The 13,233-nt window shown below is 69.7% G+C and carries 14 protein-coding genes; 11 read left to right on the top strand and 3 right to left on the bottom strand.

Annotation, left to right across the window (positions count from 1 at the left end; genetic code table 11):
- Positions 1-1,947 carry a DHH family phosphoesterase gene (locus J2744_RS14890; protein WP_210113998.1) on the bottom strand — a complete coding sequence of 649 codons (1,947 nt, stop codon included), beginning with the start codon at positions 1,945-1,947 and terminating at the stop codon, positions 1-3.
- Between the two features lie 116 nt (positions 1,948-2,063).
- Here J2744_RS14890 and J2744_RS14885 point away from each other — a divergent pair, with 116 nt between their 5' ends.
- From J2744_RS14885 to J2744_RS14870, 4 genes are all read left to right on the top strand, one after another.
- Positions 2,064-2,585, top strand: coding sequence for a Mov34/MPN/PAD-1 family protein (locus tag J2744_RS14885; RefSeq protein WP_210113997.1), 522 nt, complete (start codon positions 2,064-2,066; stop codon positions 2,583-2,585).
- A complete protein-coding gene (locus tag J2744_RS14880) occupies positions 2,582-3,034 on the top strand; it encodes an adenylyltransferase/cytidyltransferase family protein (protein WP_210113996.1) in 453 nt (150 codons plus the stop codon). Before J2744_RS14885 ends, J2744_RS14880 begins: the two co-directional genes overlap by 4 nt.
- A 97-nt stretch (positions 3,035-3,131) precedes the next feature.
- Positions 3,132-4,553, top strand: coding sequence for a heme o synthase (locus tag J2744_RS14875; RefSeq protein ID WP_210113995.1), 1,422 nt, complete (start codon positions 3,132-3,134; stop codon positions 4,551-4,553).
- A gap of 87 nt (positions 4,554-4,640) precedes the next feature.
- Positions 4,641-4,883, top strand: coding sequence for a SelT/SelW/SelH family protein (locus J2744_RS14870; RefSeq protein ID WP_210113994.1), 243 nt, complete (start codon positions 4,641-4,643; stop codon positions 4,881-4,883).
- A 425-nt stretch (positions 4,884-5,308) separates the two neighbouring features.
- Here the strand turns inward: J2744_RS14870 and J2744_RS14865 are convergent, their stop codons facing one another.
- Together J2744_RS14865 and J2744_RS14860 are read right to left on the bottom strand one after the other, a co-directional pair.
- Positions 5,309-7,738 carry a heavy metal translocating P-type ATPase gene (locus J2744_RS14865; protein ID WP_210113993.1) on the bottom strand — a complete coding sequence of 810 codons (2,430 nt, stop codon included), beginning with the start codon at positions 7,736-7,738 and terminating at the stop codon, positions 5,309-5,311.
- 100 nt (positions 7,739-7,838) lie between these two features.
- Positions 7,839-8,039 carry a hypothetical protein gene (locus J2744_RS14860; RefSeq protein WP_210113992.1) on the bottom strand — a complete coding sequence of 67 codons (201 nt, stop codon included), beginning with the start codon at positions 8,037-8,039 and terminating at the stop codon, positions 7,839-7,841.
- A gap of 98 nt (positions 8,040-8,137) precedes the next feature.
- Between J2744_RS14860 and J2744_RS14855 the strand changes: the two genes are divergently transcribed.
- The 7 genes from J2744_RS14855 (at position 8,138) to J2744_RS14825 (ending at position 12,804) form a co-directional block, all read left to right on the top strand.
- The gene (locus J2744_RS14855; RefSeq protein ID WP_210113991.1) at positions 8,138-8,314 is read left to right on the top strand and encodes a hypothetical protein; all 177 of its coding nucleotides are present in this window, start codon (positions 8,138-8,140) and stop codon (positions 8,312-8,314) included.
- A 7-nt stretch (positions 8,315-8,321) separates the two neighbouring features.
- A complete protein-coding gene (locus J2744_RS14850; RefSeq protein ID WP_210113990.1) occupies positions 8,322-8,837 on the top strand; it encodes a cytochrome c oxidase subunit II in 516 nt (171 codons plus the stop codon).
- The gene (locus J2744_RS14845) at positions 8,834-10,627 is read left to right on the top strand and encodes a b(o/a)3-type cytochrome-c oxidase subunit 1 (RefSeq protein WP_210113989.1); all 1,794 of its coding nucleotides are present in this window, start codon (positions 8,834-8,836) and stop codon (positions 10,625-10,627) included. The genes J2744_RS14850 and J2744_RS14845 overlap by 4 nt, the downstream gene beginning before the upstream one ends.
- Positions 10,624-10,839: a CbaC protein gene (locus J2744_RS14840; RefSeq protein WP_210113988.1), complete on the top strand. Its 216-nt coding sequence runs from the start codon at positions 10,624-10,626 to the stop codon at positions 10,837-10,839. The genes J2744_RS14845 and J2744_RS14840 overlap by 4 nt, the downstream gene beginning before the upstream one ends.
- Positions 10,840-10,944: 105 nt before the next feature.
- The gene (locus J2744_RS14835; protein WP_210113987.1) at positions 10,945-11,340 is read left to right on the top strand and encodes a thioredoxin family protein; all 396 of its coding nucleotides are present in this window, start codon (positions 10,945-10,947) and stop codon (positions 11,338-11,340) included.
- Between the two features lie 278 nt (positions 11,341-11,618).
- A complete protein-coding gene (gene sufU, locus J2744_RS14830) occupies positions 11,619-12,041 on the top strand; it encodes a Fe-S cluster assembly sulfur transfer protein SufU (protein ID WP_210113986.1) in 423 nt (140 codons plus the stop codon).
- A gap of 103 nt (positions 12,042-12,144) precedes the next feature.
- On the top strand, positions 12,145-12,804 hold the full coding sequence (locus J2744_RS14825) for an Sjogren's syndrome/scleroderma autoantigen 1 family protein (RefSeq protein ID WP_210113985.1): 660 nt from the start codon (positions 12,145-12,147) through the stop codon (positions 12,802-12,804).
- Positions 12,805-13,233: the final 429 nt, after the last annotated feature.

Genomic DNA, 13,233 nt, shown 5'->3' with positions numbered 1-13,233 from the left:
TCAGTCGTCGAGCGCGATGGTCGACGAGAGCGCCTCGTCGATCTCGGCGTCCGCCATCTTCGCGACCAGCGCCTCTATCACCTCGCTCCGGCGTCCCTTCACGAACTTGATGGAGCCGACGACGAGGTGGCCGCCGCCGGAGACGCCGGCCTCGGGCAGCTCCTCGTTCAGCTCGGTCACCATGTTCGGGATGTCGAGCCGGACCCCGTCCGAACGGAGGACGCAGAAGTCGGGCCCGTAGCCGATGGTGATCACGGGGTCGCCGGTCTCTTTCACCTTCGTGTCGTGGAGTTCGCCGGTGGTCTTGCCCGGCGCGGGGTAGGTGAACCGGTGGGCGTACTCGTCGAGGTCGATGCGGTAGAGGTGCGCGCCGGAGGCGAGCCGCTCGTGTTCGACGTGGTCGTCGACGGCGTCGAGCTGGCGGTCCACGTCGCGTTCGGCGCGCTCCGAGAGGAACTCGACGAGCTCCTCGTGGCGCTGTTCGTCGTCACACCCCACGTTCAGTGCGTCGTTGACGAGCGTCTTCCCCTCGGAGTAGCGGAGCCAGTGGGCGGCGTAGTCGAGCGCCTCGCCGATGTCGAGGAGGTCGGACTCGTCGTAGCCCGCGTCCTCGGCGAGCGCGACGTAGTCGTCCATCGCCTCCGCCTTCGAGCGGTCGGAGAGACCGGCGACCGCCGGCACGTGCTCCAGTTCCTCGGTGAGCGACGGGTCGACGAGGCGGGCGAGCTCGACGCACATCATCCCGGTGGTGACCCGGTAGTCCTCGTCGTGGAGGTAGGGGTTCACGTGAGCGTCGAGCAGCGGCTCGACCGCCTCGGGGTCGGGGTGGTGGTGGTCGACGGCCGCGATGGGGATGTCGTAGTGCGCGAGGTTCTCGTAGGCCGGCACGTCCTCCTCGGTCGAGCCGTTGTCGAGCATCAGGAGGAAAGGGAGCTTCTGGCCGTGACGGGCGCGCCCCTCCAGGGCGAAGTTGAGGTCGCGGGTGACGTCCTCCATCTCGTAGTACGGCGCCTTGCTCGGGAGCCGCTTGAACAGGTGTCGCGCCGCGTCCGGGTCCCCGTGGACCTCCTGAACGAAGTTCTCGAGGGCGAGCTGGACGGGGATCGCGGCGCACATCCCGTCGCCGTCGGCGTGGTGGCGGACGCGGATCGGGCGGCCGGCGAGGACGGTCCGACGGAGCAGCCGCGCCAGCTCGCGGAGGTCCTCGTGGATCGGCTCGAACGCCTCCCACTCGACGAGGGGGTCGACGTCGGCCGGCTCCGCGCGCTCGTCGAGGGCCGCCTCGTAGCGCTCGCGGGCCTCTGGGGCGCGCTCGTCGGGAAGTCGCTTCAGCGAGTCGACCTCCAGCTGGAGCGCGTTCTCCCGGCTCTCGATCGTCCCCGCGACGTGGACCATGTCGCCGACCTCGACCTCGGGGTACGCCCGGACGCCGGCGGACTCGAAGGCGGCACAGGAGAGGACGCCGGAGGCGTCGGCGACGGCGAAGATGGTGGGACCGCCGGTCTGTTTCGCCTGGACGACCTCGCCCTCGACCGTCACCTCGTCGCCCGGGGTGAGACCGCGGACCCGCGAGACGGTCGGTTCGTGGGCGACCGTCTCGGTGTGGTAGTCGTCAACGTCGACGTCGTCGAACGCGACGTCGCCGTTCTCCTTCACCTCGGTCAGCCGGACGACCAGTCGGTCGCCGACCGCGTAGTCGCCGTCGAGGTTCGACTCGTGGACGAGTCCGGAGAGGGCGTCGGAGAGGTCGACGAACACGCCGTAGTCGACGACGCCGTTGACCTCGGCGTGGTATACGGCGTCGACCTCGGCGTCTCCGAGGGTGCAGTCCGGTGCCAGGTCGTAGACGACCGGGCGGTCGCCGGTCGTCCCCTCCGCCGCGTCGGCGTCGGGTTCGGGGCTCGAATCGCCCCGCGTGCCGGAATCCCCGGCGGTGTTTTCGCTCATAGACACTTTTCGGGAACGGCCGGTGTTAAGCCTGTTCTCTCGACGCTCGGGGAGCTGAATCCTCCCGCGTCTCGCGGTCCGGAACCCCTATGAGGCGACGGCGACTTGTCTCGCTCATGCGACTGTTCCGCTCGGACGAGCTCCTCGGGATCGCCCGAGAGACCTTGGACTTCGTCCTCGAGGCGAGCGAGGAGACGCACCCCAACGAGTACATGGGGTTCCTCCGCGCGGACGACGCCCGGAAGCTGGACCTCGACCGGGACGGCCAGGTGATAACCGACGTGCTCGTCATCCCGGGCACGGAGTCGAGTCCGACGAGCGCCAGCGTCCGGTCCCACATGAAGCCGAACGACATGCGCGCGGTCGGCTCGGTCCACTCGCACCCGAACGGGGCGCTGCGGCCGAGCGACGCCGACCTCGCCACCTTCGGACAGGGAAAGGTCCACATCATCGTCGGCGCCCCCTACGGCTGGGGCGACTGGAAGGCGTTCGACAACGAGGGGACCCAGACCACCCTCGACGTGCTCGACGTGGAGGTGCCCGACGAGCACTTCTTCGATTTCACTCAGGAGGACATCGACCGCGAGATCGGCGAGGAGCGACGCGACTCCGGCGGCTTCCTCTCGTGGTTCCGATGACCCGGGTCGTCGCGCAGGGGACGTTCGACCTGCTCCACCCCGGCCACGTCCACTACCTCGAAGACGCGGCGACGTACGGCGACGAGCTCCACGCCATCGTCGCCCGCCGCACCAACGTCACCCACAAGCCCGCGCCGGTGCTTTGCGCCCGCCAGCGGCGAGACATGGTCGCCGCGCTCGACGCGGTCGACGAGGCGCACCTCGGCGACCCGGAGGACGTGTTCGTCCCCATCGAGCGGCTCGAACCCGACGTGATCGTGTTGGGGTTCGACCAGCACCACGACGAGGCCGACATCGCGGCCGCCCTCGACGACCGGGGTGTCGACTGCCGCGTCGAGCGCGCGTCGGGCCGGGAGCCGAACTACGAGGGCGAACTGCTCTCCAGCGGCGACATCGTCGACCGGATCCTGTCCGAGCGCGACGACGCCGCCGACGCGACGCGCGACTGACCGCGGACCCAAGCCGGTTCTCGTCCGTCTCAGCTCACGTCGCCGCCGTTCTCCGAAGCGCGGAACATATATGGGTCGGCTCCGTAATCGGGGCCACGTGACGCTTCCAGACCGATTCCCCGCGGTGTTGGCCGCGGCCGCGATGGGCGTGTACCTCCTCGTCGTCGTCGGCGCGACCACCTCCCTCACGGAGGCGGCCGCCGCCTGCGGCGGCTGGCCCGCCTGCGGGAACGGCGCCGCCCTCCCCACGGCGACCGAGGGGTGGATCGCCCTCGGCCACCGCGTCCTCGCGGTCGTCGTCGGCCTCCTCGTCGCCCTCTCCGCCGCGCTCGCGTGGCGGGACGGCGCCGACCGTCGGGTCCGCGCAGCGCTCTCGGTCGCGCTCGTCGTCTACCCCGCGCAGGCCGGCGTCGGCGCGCTCGTCGCGGTCGGCGACCTCCCGGCCGCGCTCGGCTCCGCCCACCTGCTCCTCGGCGTCGGAATCTTCGGGACCGTCCTCGCCGCGCTCGCGTGGTGGCTGGAGACCGAGACCGGAGCGCCGGACGACGCCCCCGAGGGCTTCGAACCCGGCACCGATCACCTTCCGCCGGTCGAGGACGCCCCCGAACCGGATATTCCGTCCGCGACGCTCCCGCGGCTGAAGGCGACCGCGGCGGCGTACTTCCGGCTGATGAAGCCGCGGCTGATGTGGCTGCTCTGTCTCGTCGCCGCGGCCGCGATGGCGCTGGCGGAGCCGGTGGCGGCGGGGGGCGGTCCCGGCTTCACCCCGTACGTCGTGGCCGCGACGCTCGTCGGCGGCGCGCTCTCTATCGGCGCGTCCGGAACGTTCAACCACGTGTTCGAACGCGACGTGGACAAGCGGATGCAGCGGACCAGCGACCGCCCGCTCGCGACCGACCTCGTACCCGTCTCGCACGCGCTCGCGTTCGGCGGCTCCCTCGCGCTCGTCTCGCTCGCGCTGTTCTGGACGGTGAACCCGCTGACGGCCGCGCTCGGGCTGGTCGCGATCGCCTTCTACAGCGTCGTCTACACCCTCGTACTGAAGCCGAACACGGTCCAGAACACGGTCATCGGCGGCGCGGCCGGCGCGCTCCCGGCGCTCATCGGCTGGGCCGCGGTCACCGGCGAGGTCGGCGGCGGCGGGCTGCTGCTCGCGGCCGTGATCTTCCTGTGGACGCCCGCGCACTTCTACAACCTCGCGCTGGCGTACAAGGACGACTACGAGCGCGGCGGCTTCCCGATGATGCCCGTCGTCCGCGGCGAGACGACGACGCGCCGTCACATCCTCTGGTACCTCGGCGCGACGCTCGTCGCCGCCGTCGCGCTCGCCGCGGCCGCCGACCCGCTCGGCGCGCTGTACGCGGTCGTCGGCGTCGCTGTCGGGGCCGTCTTCCTCTGGACGGTCGTTCAGCTCCACTACGAGCAGACGGAGAGCGCGGCGTTCCGCGCGTTCCACGCCTCGAACGCCTACCTCGGGCTGCTGCTGTTCGCCGTCGTCGTCGACGCGCTGGTGGTCTGAGGCGGTCGGGGGTCGATGTCCGTCTCAGGCGACTTGGAACCGGCCGCGACCCGCCCTTTTAATCCGGTCCGCGCCCTACGGCGAGCCATGACACGCGTCGAAATCGAGTACTGCGTCCCCTGTGGCATGTTGAACCGCGCACAGGACGTCTCCGAGGCGATCCTCAAACAGTTCGGCGAGAGCATCGACGAGGTCGCGCTGGTGACCGGCGAGGCGGGCGTGTTCGTCGTCCGCGCCGACGACGAGGTCGTCTTCGACAAGGAGGAAGACGAGTACGACGTCGACGCCATCGTCCGATCAGTCAAGCCGTACGTCGGCGCGGCGGCATAGTACTCGGTCGTTTATTTATAAATAGCGTAGCACGGACCGACGGTGAACCACTCCAAAGCCCCAGTCGCGAGGACTCGCGCGACTCGCTGCGCTCCTCACTCGGTCGCTACCGCTCCCTCGTTGCGGTGCTTGCGTCGTCGTGCTTCGTCCTCGCGACTGCCCCTTTGAGTCCCACCCACCGCAACCGCACCGCAACCGCACCGCAGCCTCACGCCTCCCCAGCCTCGTCGGCGGTCCTCCGCTTCGCTCCGGCCCGCCGACTCCAGCGAGGGACCGAAGGTCCCTGCGCGTAGCGCCGGCGACAACGAGGCGCGACGCGCCTCTGGCAGTCGGGCTTCGCCCGACGACCTCGCGCGTGCGACTCGCGCCCTTCGGGCGCTCGTCGGCACGCGCCACCGCACACGTCGATCTCTTCGTCGGTCCCCTCAGTCGTCCGTATAAACGGCGCGCGCCGAGTTCGTCACCACGAGGAGGCTGCTCGACGCCATCGCGAGCGCGGCGAGCAGGGGGTTGAGGACGCCGGACAACGCCAACGGGATCGCGGCCGCGTTGTAGACGAACGCCCAGCCGAGGTTCTGTCTCAGCCGCCGGTTCGTCCCGCGCGTGACGGCGAACAGCTCCGGGACCGCCGAGAGTCGGTCGTCGAGCAGGACCGCGTCGGCGGCGTCCGCCGCGAGGTCCGTGCCGGAGGCGATCGAGATCCCGAGGTCGGCCGCGGCGAGCGCGGGGGCGTCGTTGCTTCCGTCGCCCACCATCGCGACCGACCCGTCCGCGCCGAGCCGCCGGACCGTCTCGGCTTTCGCCTCCGGCGGCACCTCGGCGAACACCTCGTCGATCGCCGGGTGGTCAACGAACCGCGTCGCGGCTTCGGGCGCGTCGCCGGTGAGCACGACCACGCGCCGGCCGTCAGCGTCGAGGTCGGTGACGACGGTCTCCCACCCGTCGCGCACCTCGTCGCCGACCGCGAGGAACCCGCGCACGCGGCCGTCCCAGCCGACGTAAACGGAGACGTTTCCGCGGTCGCGCGCGGCCGCTCCCGCCTCGCGGAGCCGGTCGGAGACCGGCCAGCCGCGCTCGTCGAAGAGGTCGGGGTGGCCGACGACGACCTCGTCGCCGTCGACGCGCCCGGCGACCCCGCGGTCGAAGACGTCGACGTCGGTCGCGGAGGGGGTCTCGAGGGGGGCGCTCTCGCCGATAGCGTCGGTCCCGGCCGCCGCCGAGTCCTCTGCGGCCGCGGCGCCGCCGTCTGTCGCGGGGCGGTCTCCCTCGTCCCCTACTACCCCCGAGACGATTGCCTCGGCGACCGGGTGGACCGAGGCGCGCTCGACGGCGGCCGCGCGCTCTCGGACGCGGTCGACCGGGGTCTCCTCCTCGGCGGTCGCGTCGAGCAGGCGCATCTCCCCGTCGGTGAGCGTTCCGGTCTTGTCGAGGACGACGGTGTCGACGTCGGCGGCCGCCTCGAAGACGGCGTCGGAGACGACGACGATGCCGCGCTCGGCGGCGTCGCGGATCCCGGCGGCGACCGCGAGCGGCGTCGCCAGCCCGAGCGCGCAGGGACACGAGACGATCAGCACCGTGAGTCCCACGAGCGCGGCGTCGATCGGCGCCGACCCGAGCGCCAGGGTGGCGAGGGCGCCGACGGCCGCGACCGCGACGACGAGCGGGACGAACACGGTCGCCAGCCGGTCGACGAGCCGCTGGATCCCGGAGCGGGAGCTCTGGATCTCCCACAGCAGTCGCACGAGGGTGTCGAGGGTGTTCGCCGCCTCCTCGCCGACCTCGATCACGACGGGCGAGTCGGTGACGACGGTGCCCCCGCGGACCGGGTCGCCCTCGCGTTTCGTCGCCGGCAGCGACTCGCCGGTGACGAGCGCCTCGTCGACCGCGGCGGTCCCCCCGGCGACGGTCCCGTCGAACGGCACGCGCTCGCCGGGTCGCACGAGGAGGCGGTCGCCGGGGGAGACCTCGTCGGCGTCGAGGGTCTCGCCCGCCTCCGTCCGCACGGTGCGGTCGTCGGTCGCCGTCAGGTCGGCGAGCATCCCGGTCGCCCGTCGCTTGATGACCGACTCGTAGTGGTTGCCGGCGGTGACGACGAGGACCACGGCGATGGTCACGTCGAAGTAGAGGTCGGTCCGCCCGACGAGCAGCGCGAGCGTGCTGTACGCGTACGAGCTTCCGGCCGCGAGCGACACGAGGAGGTCCATGTTCGGCTGTCGCGCCCGCAGGCTCACGTACGCCCCTCGCAGGATCGGGTAACCGGTGTAAAACAGCACGATAGAGGCGAACACCCAGATCTGCGCGAACAGGTAGGTGCCCGCGACCCCGCCCAGATCGAGGATCGGTTCGTACCCGAAGTAGGTCGGATAGAGGAAGAGGACGTACCACAGCATCGCCATCATCCCGAAGAAGCCGCCGCCGATCAGGAACCGGACGACCGCGTCGTCGTCCCCGTCGTCCGGGTCGGCGCGGTCGCTCGCGGTGTAGCCGGCGACAGAGAGCCGCCCGGGGAGTTCCTCGGCGCTCACCGCGTCCGGGTCGTAGTCGACCCGGATCGTGTCGGTGGCGTAGCTCGCCTCGGCGGCCGCGACGCCCGCCTGCTCGCCGGCCGTCATCTCGAGGAACGACTCGCAGGTCGCGCAGTGCATCCCGTCCACGTGGAAGAACGCCGTCTCCCCGTCGAACTCGTCGTCCGGCTCCGCGTCCGGCCGTCGCTCGTCGAGCGCGTCGAGGTCCTCGACGTCGTCGAGCGAGCGCGCGACCGCGAGACACCCCCGACAGCAGAACTCTCCGTCGACGTCGGGGGCGGTGTGCGGGTCCTCCCCGACCGGGAGGTCACAGAGCGTACAGTCGGTCATACGTGCTTGTTTCCGGCGTTTCGCAGGGGCGTTCTGCGCGGTCCGTCCGGCGACGACCCGCGACTTCGGCCCGGCGATTTCGATCGTTCGTTTCGGTCGGTTACGCTCGTTCCGGGTCGGTCGCGTCGCCGCCGACGCCCGGGAAGCTCCCGCCGGTCGCGATCCGGAGGCTCGCCCAGATGAGCAGCACGTTCACCAGCGTGATCGCGACGAACAGCTCCGCTCGGTCCGCGATGAACACCGCCGCCGGAACGAGCCCGCCCAGGATCAGGAGGACGGCCTGTTGGATCGAGAAGTCCATACCGGAGAAAATGTTCCCCCGAAAATATATAATGCCCGTGTTTTCAAGGTTCGAAAACGGGTACACCTTATATGGTTCATTGTCGATAACCGCGGTCTATGGGTCAAAACGAGACAGGACACGCTCCCGCAGACGACGTGAGCGCCGACACCGAGGAGTTCGATCCGATCGGCACGCTCACGCTCATCGGGATCTACTTCGCGATCCTGGTGCTCTCGTGGGTGTACATCTACTACATCGAGTTCCTCGGCCGGGATCTGGTCGTCGTGGGGTGATCACGGTATGCACATTCACGCCTACGAGAAGATCTGGCTGGCGGCGTCGGTGCTGCTGATACTGTTCCTGCTCGGCTCGGTCACGTACGGCGCCGTCGGGCCCGGCGTCGCGATGGTGAGCGACACCGAACAGACGATCGACCCCGGCGCGCTCGACGAGACCGACCGGTTCTCGGAACCCCGCGTCGAACAGGTCGGTGAGAACGAGTACGAGGCGTACGTCGTCGCTCGGCAGTACGGGTTCCAGCCCACTCCCATCGTCGTGCCGGCGAACAGCACCGTGACGTTCTACGTCACCTCCGCGGACGTGACACACGGGTTCGAGGTGGCCGGCACGAACCTGAACACGATGGTGATCCCCGGGGAGGTCTCCGAGATAACCGTCGAGACCGACGGTCCGGCCGAGTACGGGATCGTCTGTAACGAGTACTGCGGCGCGGGCCACCACGTGATGCAGGGGAACCTGGAGGTCGTGAGTCAGTCCGACTTCGACGAGCGGACGAGCGGAGGTGACGGCGCGTGAGCGAAGCGATCGAGAGCGATCGGACGTTCGCCGACAAGTTCCCGGAAGAGGCGCGGGTGGTCCGGGCGGCGCTGCTCGGTTCGTTCCTCGCGCTCACGCTCGGCGCGGTGTTCGGCATCATCCAGACGCTCCACCGGACCGGCGTCTTCCGGGGGGTCATCGCCTCCTCCGACTACTACACCTCGCTCACCGCGCACGGGGTGTTCCTCGCGATTAGCTTCACGACGTTCTTCCTCGTCGGGCTGTTTACGTGGGCGGTCGTGCGGAGCCTTGACCGACCGCTGGTCGACGTCCGGATCACGTGGACGTGGTACGGACTCATGGCCGCCGGGATGACGATGACGGGGATCTCGATCCTCGCCGGCTTCACCGACGCGCTCGACATGAGCGCCGACGTCCTCTTCACCTTCTACGCCCCGCTCCAGGCGCATCCGCTGTTCTACGCGGGTCTCGCGGTGTTCATCGTCGGGTCGTGGATCGCCGGGGCCGACTACTTCCGGGCGTGGCTCGCGTGGAAGCGCGAGAACCCCGACGAGCGGATCCCGCTCCAGACGTTCATGGTGCTGACGACGATGGCGATGTGGTACATCGCCTCCTCGGCCGTGGCGGCGTCGGTGCTGATCTTCCTGCTGCCGTGGTCGCTCGGCCTGATCGAGCAGGTGAACCCGACGCTGACCCGGACGCTGTTCTGGTTCTTCGGCCACCCCGTCGTCTACTTCTGGCTGATGCCGGCGTACCTGCTGTGGTACACCGTGCTGCCGAAGCTGGCCGGCGGGCGGCTGTTCAGCGACCCGCTCGCGCGCGTCGTGTTCGTCCTGTTCCTCCTCCTGTCGACTCCGGTCGGGATCCACCACCAGTACCTCGACCCGGGGATCGCGGAGGGGTTCAAGTTCATCTCGATGACGAACACGTTCTTCCTGCTGCTGCCGAGCCTGCTCACCGCGTTCACCGTCGTCGCGAGCGTGGAGTACGGCGCCCGCCAGCGCGGCGGGAGCGGTCTCCTCGGTTGGCTCACCGACCTCCCGTGGCGGGACCCCGCGTTCACCGGGATGATGCTCGCGGGACTGATGTTCGCCGCCGGCGGCTTCTCCGGGATGGTGAACGCCGGCATGAACATCAACTACATGATCCACAACACGATCTGGGTGCCGGGTCACTTCCACCTCACCGTGGGGACCGCGGTGGCGCTCACGTTCATGGCCGCAACCTACTGGCTCTGGCCGCAGATCACTAACAAGCCGATCTACAGCCGGGCGGTCGGGCTGGTCCAGGTCGTGGTCTGGTTCATCGGCATGGCGCTGATGTCGAACGCGATGCACGCGCAGGGGATCCTGGGCGTCCCGCGGCGGACCGCGGAGCCGGAGTACTCCAGTTTCGACTACCCGGCGATGTTCGGCGGGTTCGAGGAGCTGAACGTCCAGATCGCGATCGGCGGGACGCTGCTTTTCGTCTCGACGGTCCTGTTCATTGGAAACCTCGTCCTCACGATGGGGAACCCGAAGGTCTCGGGGCTCGCCGAGACGCTGCCGCCGGCGCTGTCCGGTCCCGACGACGCGCCGCGCGTGCTCGATAACCTCCGCCTGTGGGTCGGCATCGCGGTGACGCTCGTCGTCCTCGCGTACGCCCTCCCGCTGGCGGCGATCATCAACCGCGGCGGCCTGCTCGGTCCCGGCGTCGGCACGTATCCGGTGTGGCTCGCGCCGCTTCTCGACGCGCTCGCGAACGCCGCGGCGACGCTGCTCGGCGCGGTCGGCGACGCGTCGGTCTCGCTCGCCGAGGTGATTCGGTGAGTGTCGACATCTCTCGCGGCGGACTGCTCGTGATGCTCGCGATATTCGGCGTGATCGTCTACGAGTTCCGGACGGTGCTCGACTTCGTCGGGATCGAACTGCCGATCATCCCGTACATGGCTACCGTCTTCGTCCTCGCTGGCGCCTCGGTCTGGTACGTCACGCTGAAGGGCGGGTGGCGCACCGAGCCGGACGGCGACGACCCCGCGTAGGGACACGGACCCCGACCGGTCGGGTTCGTCTCGCTCCGTTCCCATCTCCCACCAACCGACCTCGCCGACGGAAGGAGTTATCCCCGCTCGCGCCCAATAATGCGTATGGGATCCAATACTGTGCCGACCGATTCCGGAGGCTCCGAGGCGCCCGCTAAGGGGCTGTCGGGCGCCGATCGGCCGGTTTCGCTGGCGGACGCGGACGCCCTCGACGAGTTCGTCGCGGACGCGGCCGTCGCGCTCGTGGAGTTCTACACCGACGGCTGCGGCATCTGCGCGAGCATGGAGCCGGTAATCGGGAACGTGGCCCGCGGCGTCGAGGCGGACCTCGCGGTCGGCACGGTGAACCCGCGCGACGACCCGCCCCTGATCGAGCGGTTCGACGTGCGGAGCGTCCCGCTGTTCGTCCTGTTCGTCGACGGCGAGCCGGTTGCGCGGCGCGCCGAGGGGTTCATTCCGGGCGAGGACCTCGCGGCGTGGGTCGACGAACACGCGGCCTGATCGAGGGCGATACCTCGCTCCGAACTCGCCGTAAGAACCCGGAGTATCGACGCAAGCACCACCGAAGCCCCAGTCGATTCCCGCCCCGCACCTCACACCTCCCCAGCCTCGGCGGACGGCCCGGCGCGGGCGGAGCCGCGCCGGACCGCCGCCTCCCTCGCGGTCGGCTCGCGCCCTTCGGGCGCTCGCCGGCGCGCCACCGCACGTGCCGTTCTCGTTTATATATGGTCGCGCTCGACGGAACCCTTTTGAGCCGGACCGGCGTACTCACAGGTAGTATGGGACTGGGCTCGGACATGTACCGGCAGCAGATCCTCGACCACTACAAGAACCCGCGTAACTACGGGGAACTCGAGGATCCGGACTTCACGCACGTCGGCGAGAACCCCTCCTGCGGCGACACGATTCAGATAGACGTCAAACTCGACGACGCCGAAGAGGAGATCGAGGCGATGCGGTTCACCGGCGACGGCTGCGCCATCTCGATGGCCTCCGCGAGCATGCTCTCGGAGCGGCTCCACGGGATGACCGTCGACGAACTCGACGCGCTCGACACCGACGACATCACCGAGATGCTCGGCGTCGACATCTCTCCGATGCGCGTGAAGTGCGCGGTGCTGGGACGACAGGTCGCGCAGGACGGCTCGAAGATCCACCGCGGCGAGCTCGACCCGGACGACCGCACGGTGACAGAGGAGTAGTCACTCCGGTCCGAGAGCGTCGGTCGCGCTCGCAGCGTCCCGTTCCAAGTTCTCCCGTCCCAAGCCCGCCGAACTTTTGCCCGCGAACCACGTTCGTCCGCCCATGAGCGACGAGTTCGACAAGGAGGCGGAACGCGAGAAGCTCCGCGAGAAGTTCGCGGAGGACGAAAAGAAGCGCGAGCACACCCAGCGGATGTCCGAACTCCTCCTGAAGGGCGCCACGATGACGAACCGCCACTGCGACAACTGCGGTGACCCGGTCTTCCGCCACGACGGCCGCGAGTTCTGTCCCACCTGCGGGAACGAGGCCGGCGGCGCGGCGGGCGAGGGCGAGGCTCCGGCGGCTGGCGCGGCCGAGAGTTCGGGCGACGCAAACGCGGCCGCGGAAAACAGAGCGGCCGCCGATACCGACTCGGTCGACCCCGGCGCGGCGACGCCGGCCGAAGGTGTTGGTACGTCTCGGCCGGATCCGAACGTGGAGGCGGTCGATTCCGTCGCGAACGAACCCGCCGAGGCGGGGTCGGCTCCGCCGTCAACTGGGCCTTCCCGGCAATCCGAACCCCCGCAGCGTTCCGAGACCCAGCGACCCGCGCCCTCGGATTCGGTCGACGACGCCGAGGGTCTCGGGGCCGCCCGCGCGTCGCTGACGCGCACGCTGACGCGGTTCGCCCGCGCCGCCGAGGAGACGGACGACCCGCGCCGCGCCAGCGACCACCTCGAAGCGGCCCGCGAGGCGGCCGAGGCGCTCGCCGCGCTGGACTGATACTACTTATAAATACGACTCTGTGTAGTTGCCGCTGCTGAAGTTCTGGATGTCTATTTATAAATCGCTGTCACCGGATCGACGGCAACCACCGCCAAAGCCCCAGCCGCGAGGGCGGCGCACGCTCGCTGCGCTCCTCGCTCGCTCGTTTCACTCGCTCCCTGCGGTGCTTGCGTCACCTTCGCCGCCCTCGCGGCAGCGTGGCGCTACGCGCCACGGGCAACCGGCGGCTTCGCCGCCGGTGACTGCCCCTTTGAGTCCCACCCGACCGCACCGCGACCGCACCTCGTACCTCCCCAGCCTCGTCGCGGCCGCTTAAAAGCGGCCGCGACACCCTCGCCCCGGCTCCACGCCGGCGCCGTCAGCGGGCACTAGGGGGCACGCCCCCCCCCCAAATCGGTTTTAACAAGAAAGGCGCAAAGCGCCGCC

The organism is Halorubrum trapanicum (genome assembly GCF_017873555.1).
GTDB classification, from domain to species: Archaea; Halobacteriota; Halobacteria; order Halobacteriales; family Haloferacaceae; genus Halorubrum; species Halorubrum trapanicum.
This window is presented reverse-complemented; position numbering and strand designations above follow the sequence as displayed.

Bases quoted from the DNA above. Each gene is read 5' to 3' on its own strand.
- J2744_RS14890 (WP_210113998.1), bottom strand. From the start codon at position 1,947: ATGAGCGAAAACACCGCCGGGGATTCCGGCACGCGGGGCGATTCGAGC.
- J2744_RS14885 (WP_210113997.1), top strand. From the start codon at position 2,064: ATGCGACTGTTCCGCTCGGACGAGCTCCTCGGGATCGCCCGAGAGACC.
- J2744_RS14880 (WP_210113996.1), top strand. From the start codon at position 2,582: ATGACCCGGGTCGTCGCGCAGGGGACGTTCGACCTGCTCCACCCCGGC.
- J2744_RS14870 (WP_210113994.1), top strand. From the start codon at position 4,641: ATGACACGCGTCGAAATCGAGTACTGCGTCCCCTGTGGCATGTTGAAC.
- J2744_RS14865 (WP_210113993.1), bottom strand. From the start codon at position 7,738: ATGACCGACTGTACGCTCTGTGACCTCCCGGTCGGGGAGGACCCGCAC.
- J2744_RS14860 (WP_210113992.1), bottom strand. From the start codon at position 8,039: ATGGACTTCTCGATCCAACAGGCCGTCCTCCTGATCCTGGGCGGGCTC.
- J2744_RS14855 (WP_210113991.1), top strand. From the start codon at position 8,138: ATGGGTCAAAACGAGACAGGACACGCTCCCGCAGACGACGTGAGCGCC.
- J2744_RS14850 (WP_210113990.1), top strand. From the start codon at position 8,322: ATGCACATTCACGCCTACGAGAAGATCTGGCTGGCGGCGTCGGTGCTG.
- J2744_RS14835 (WP_210113987.1), top strand. From the start codon at position 10,945: ATGGGATCCAATACTGTGCCGACCGATTCCGGAGGCTCCGAGGCGCCC.
- sufU (WP_210113986.1), top strand. From the start codon at position 11,619: ATGGGACTGGGCTCGGACATGTACCGGCAGCAGATCCTCGACCACTAC.
- J2744_RS14825 (WP_210113985.1), top strand. From the start codon at position 12,145: ATGAGCGACGAGTTCGACAAGGAGGCGGAACGCGAGAAGCTCCGCGAG.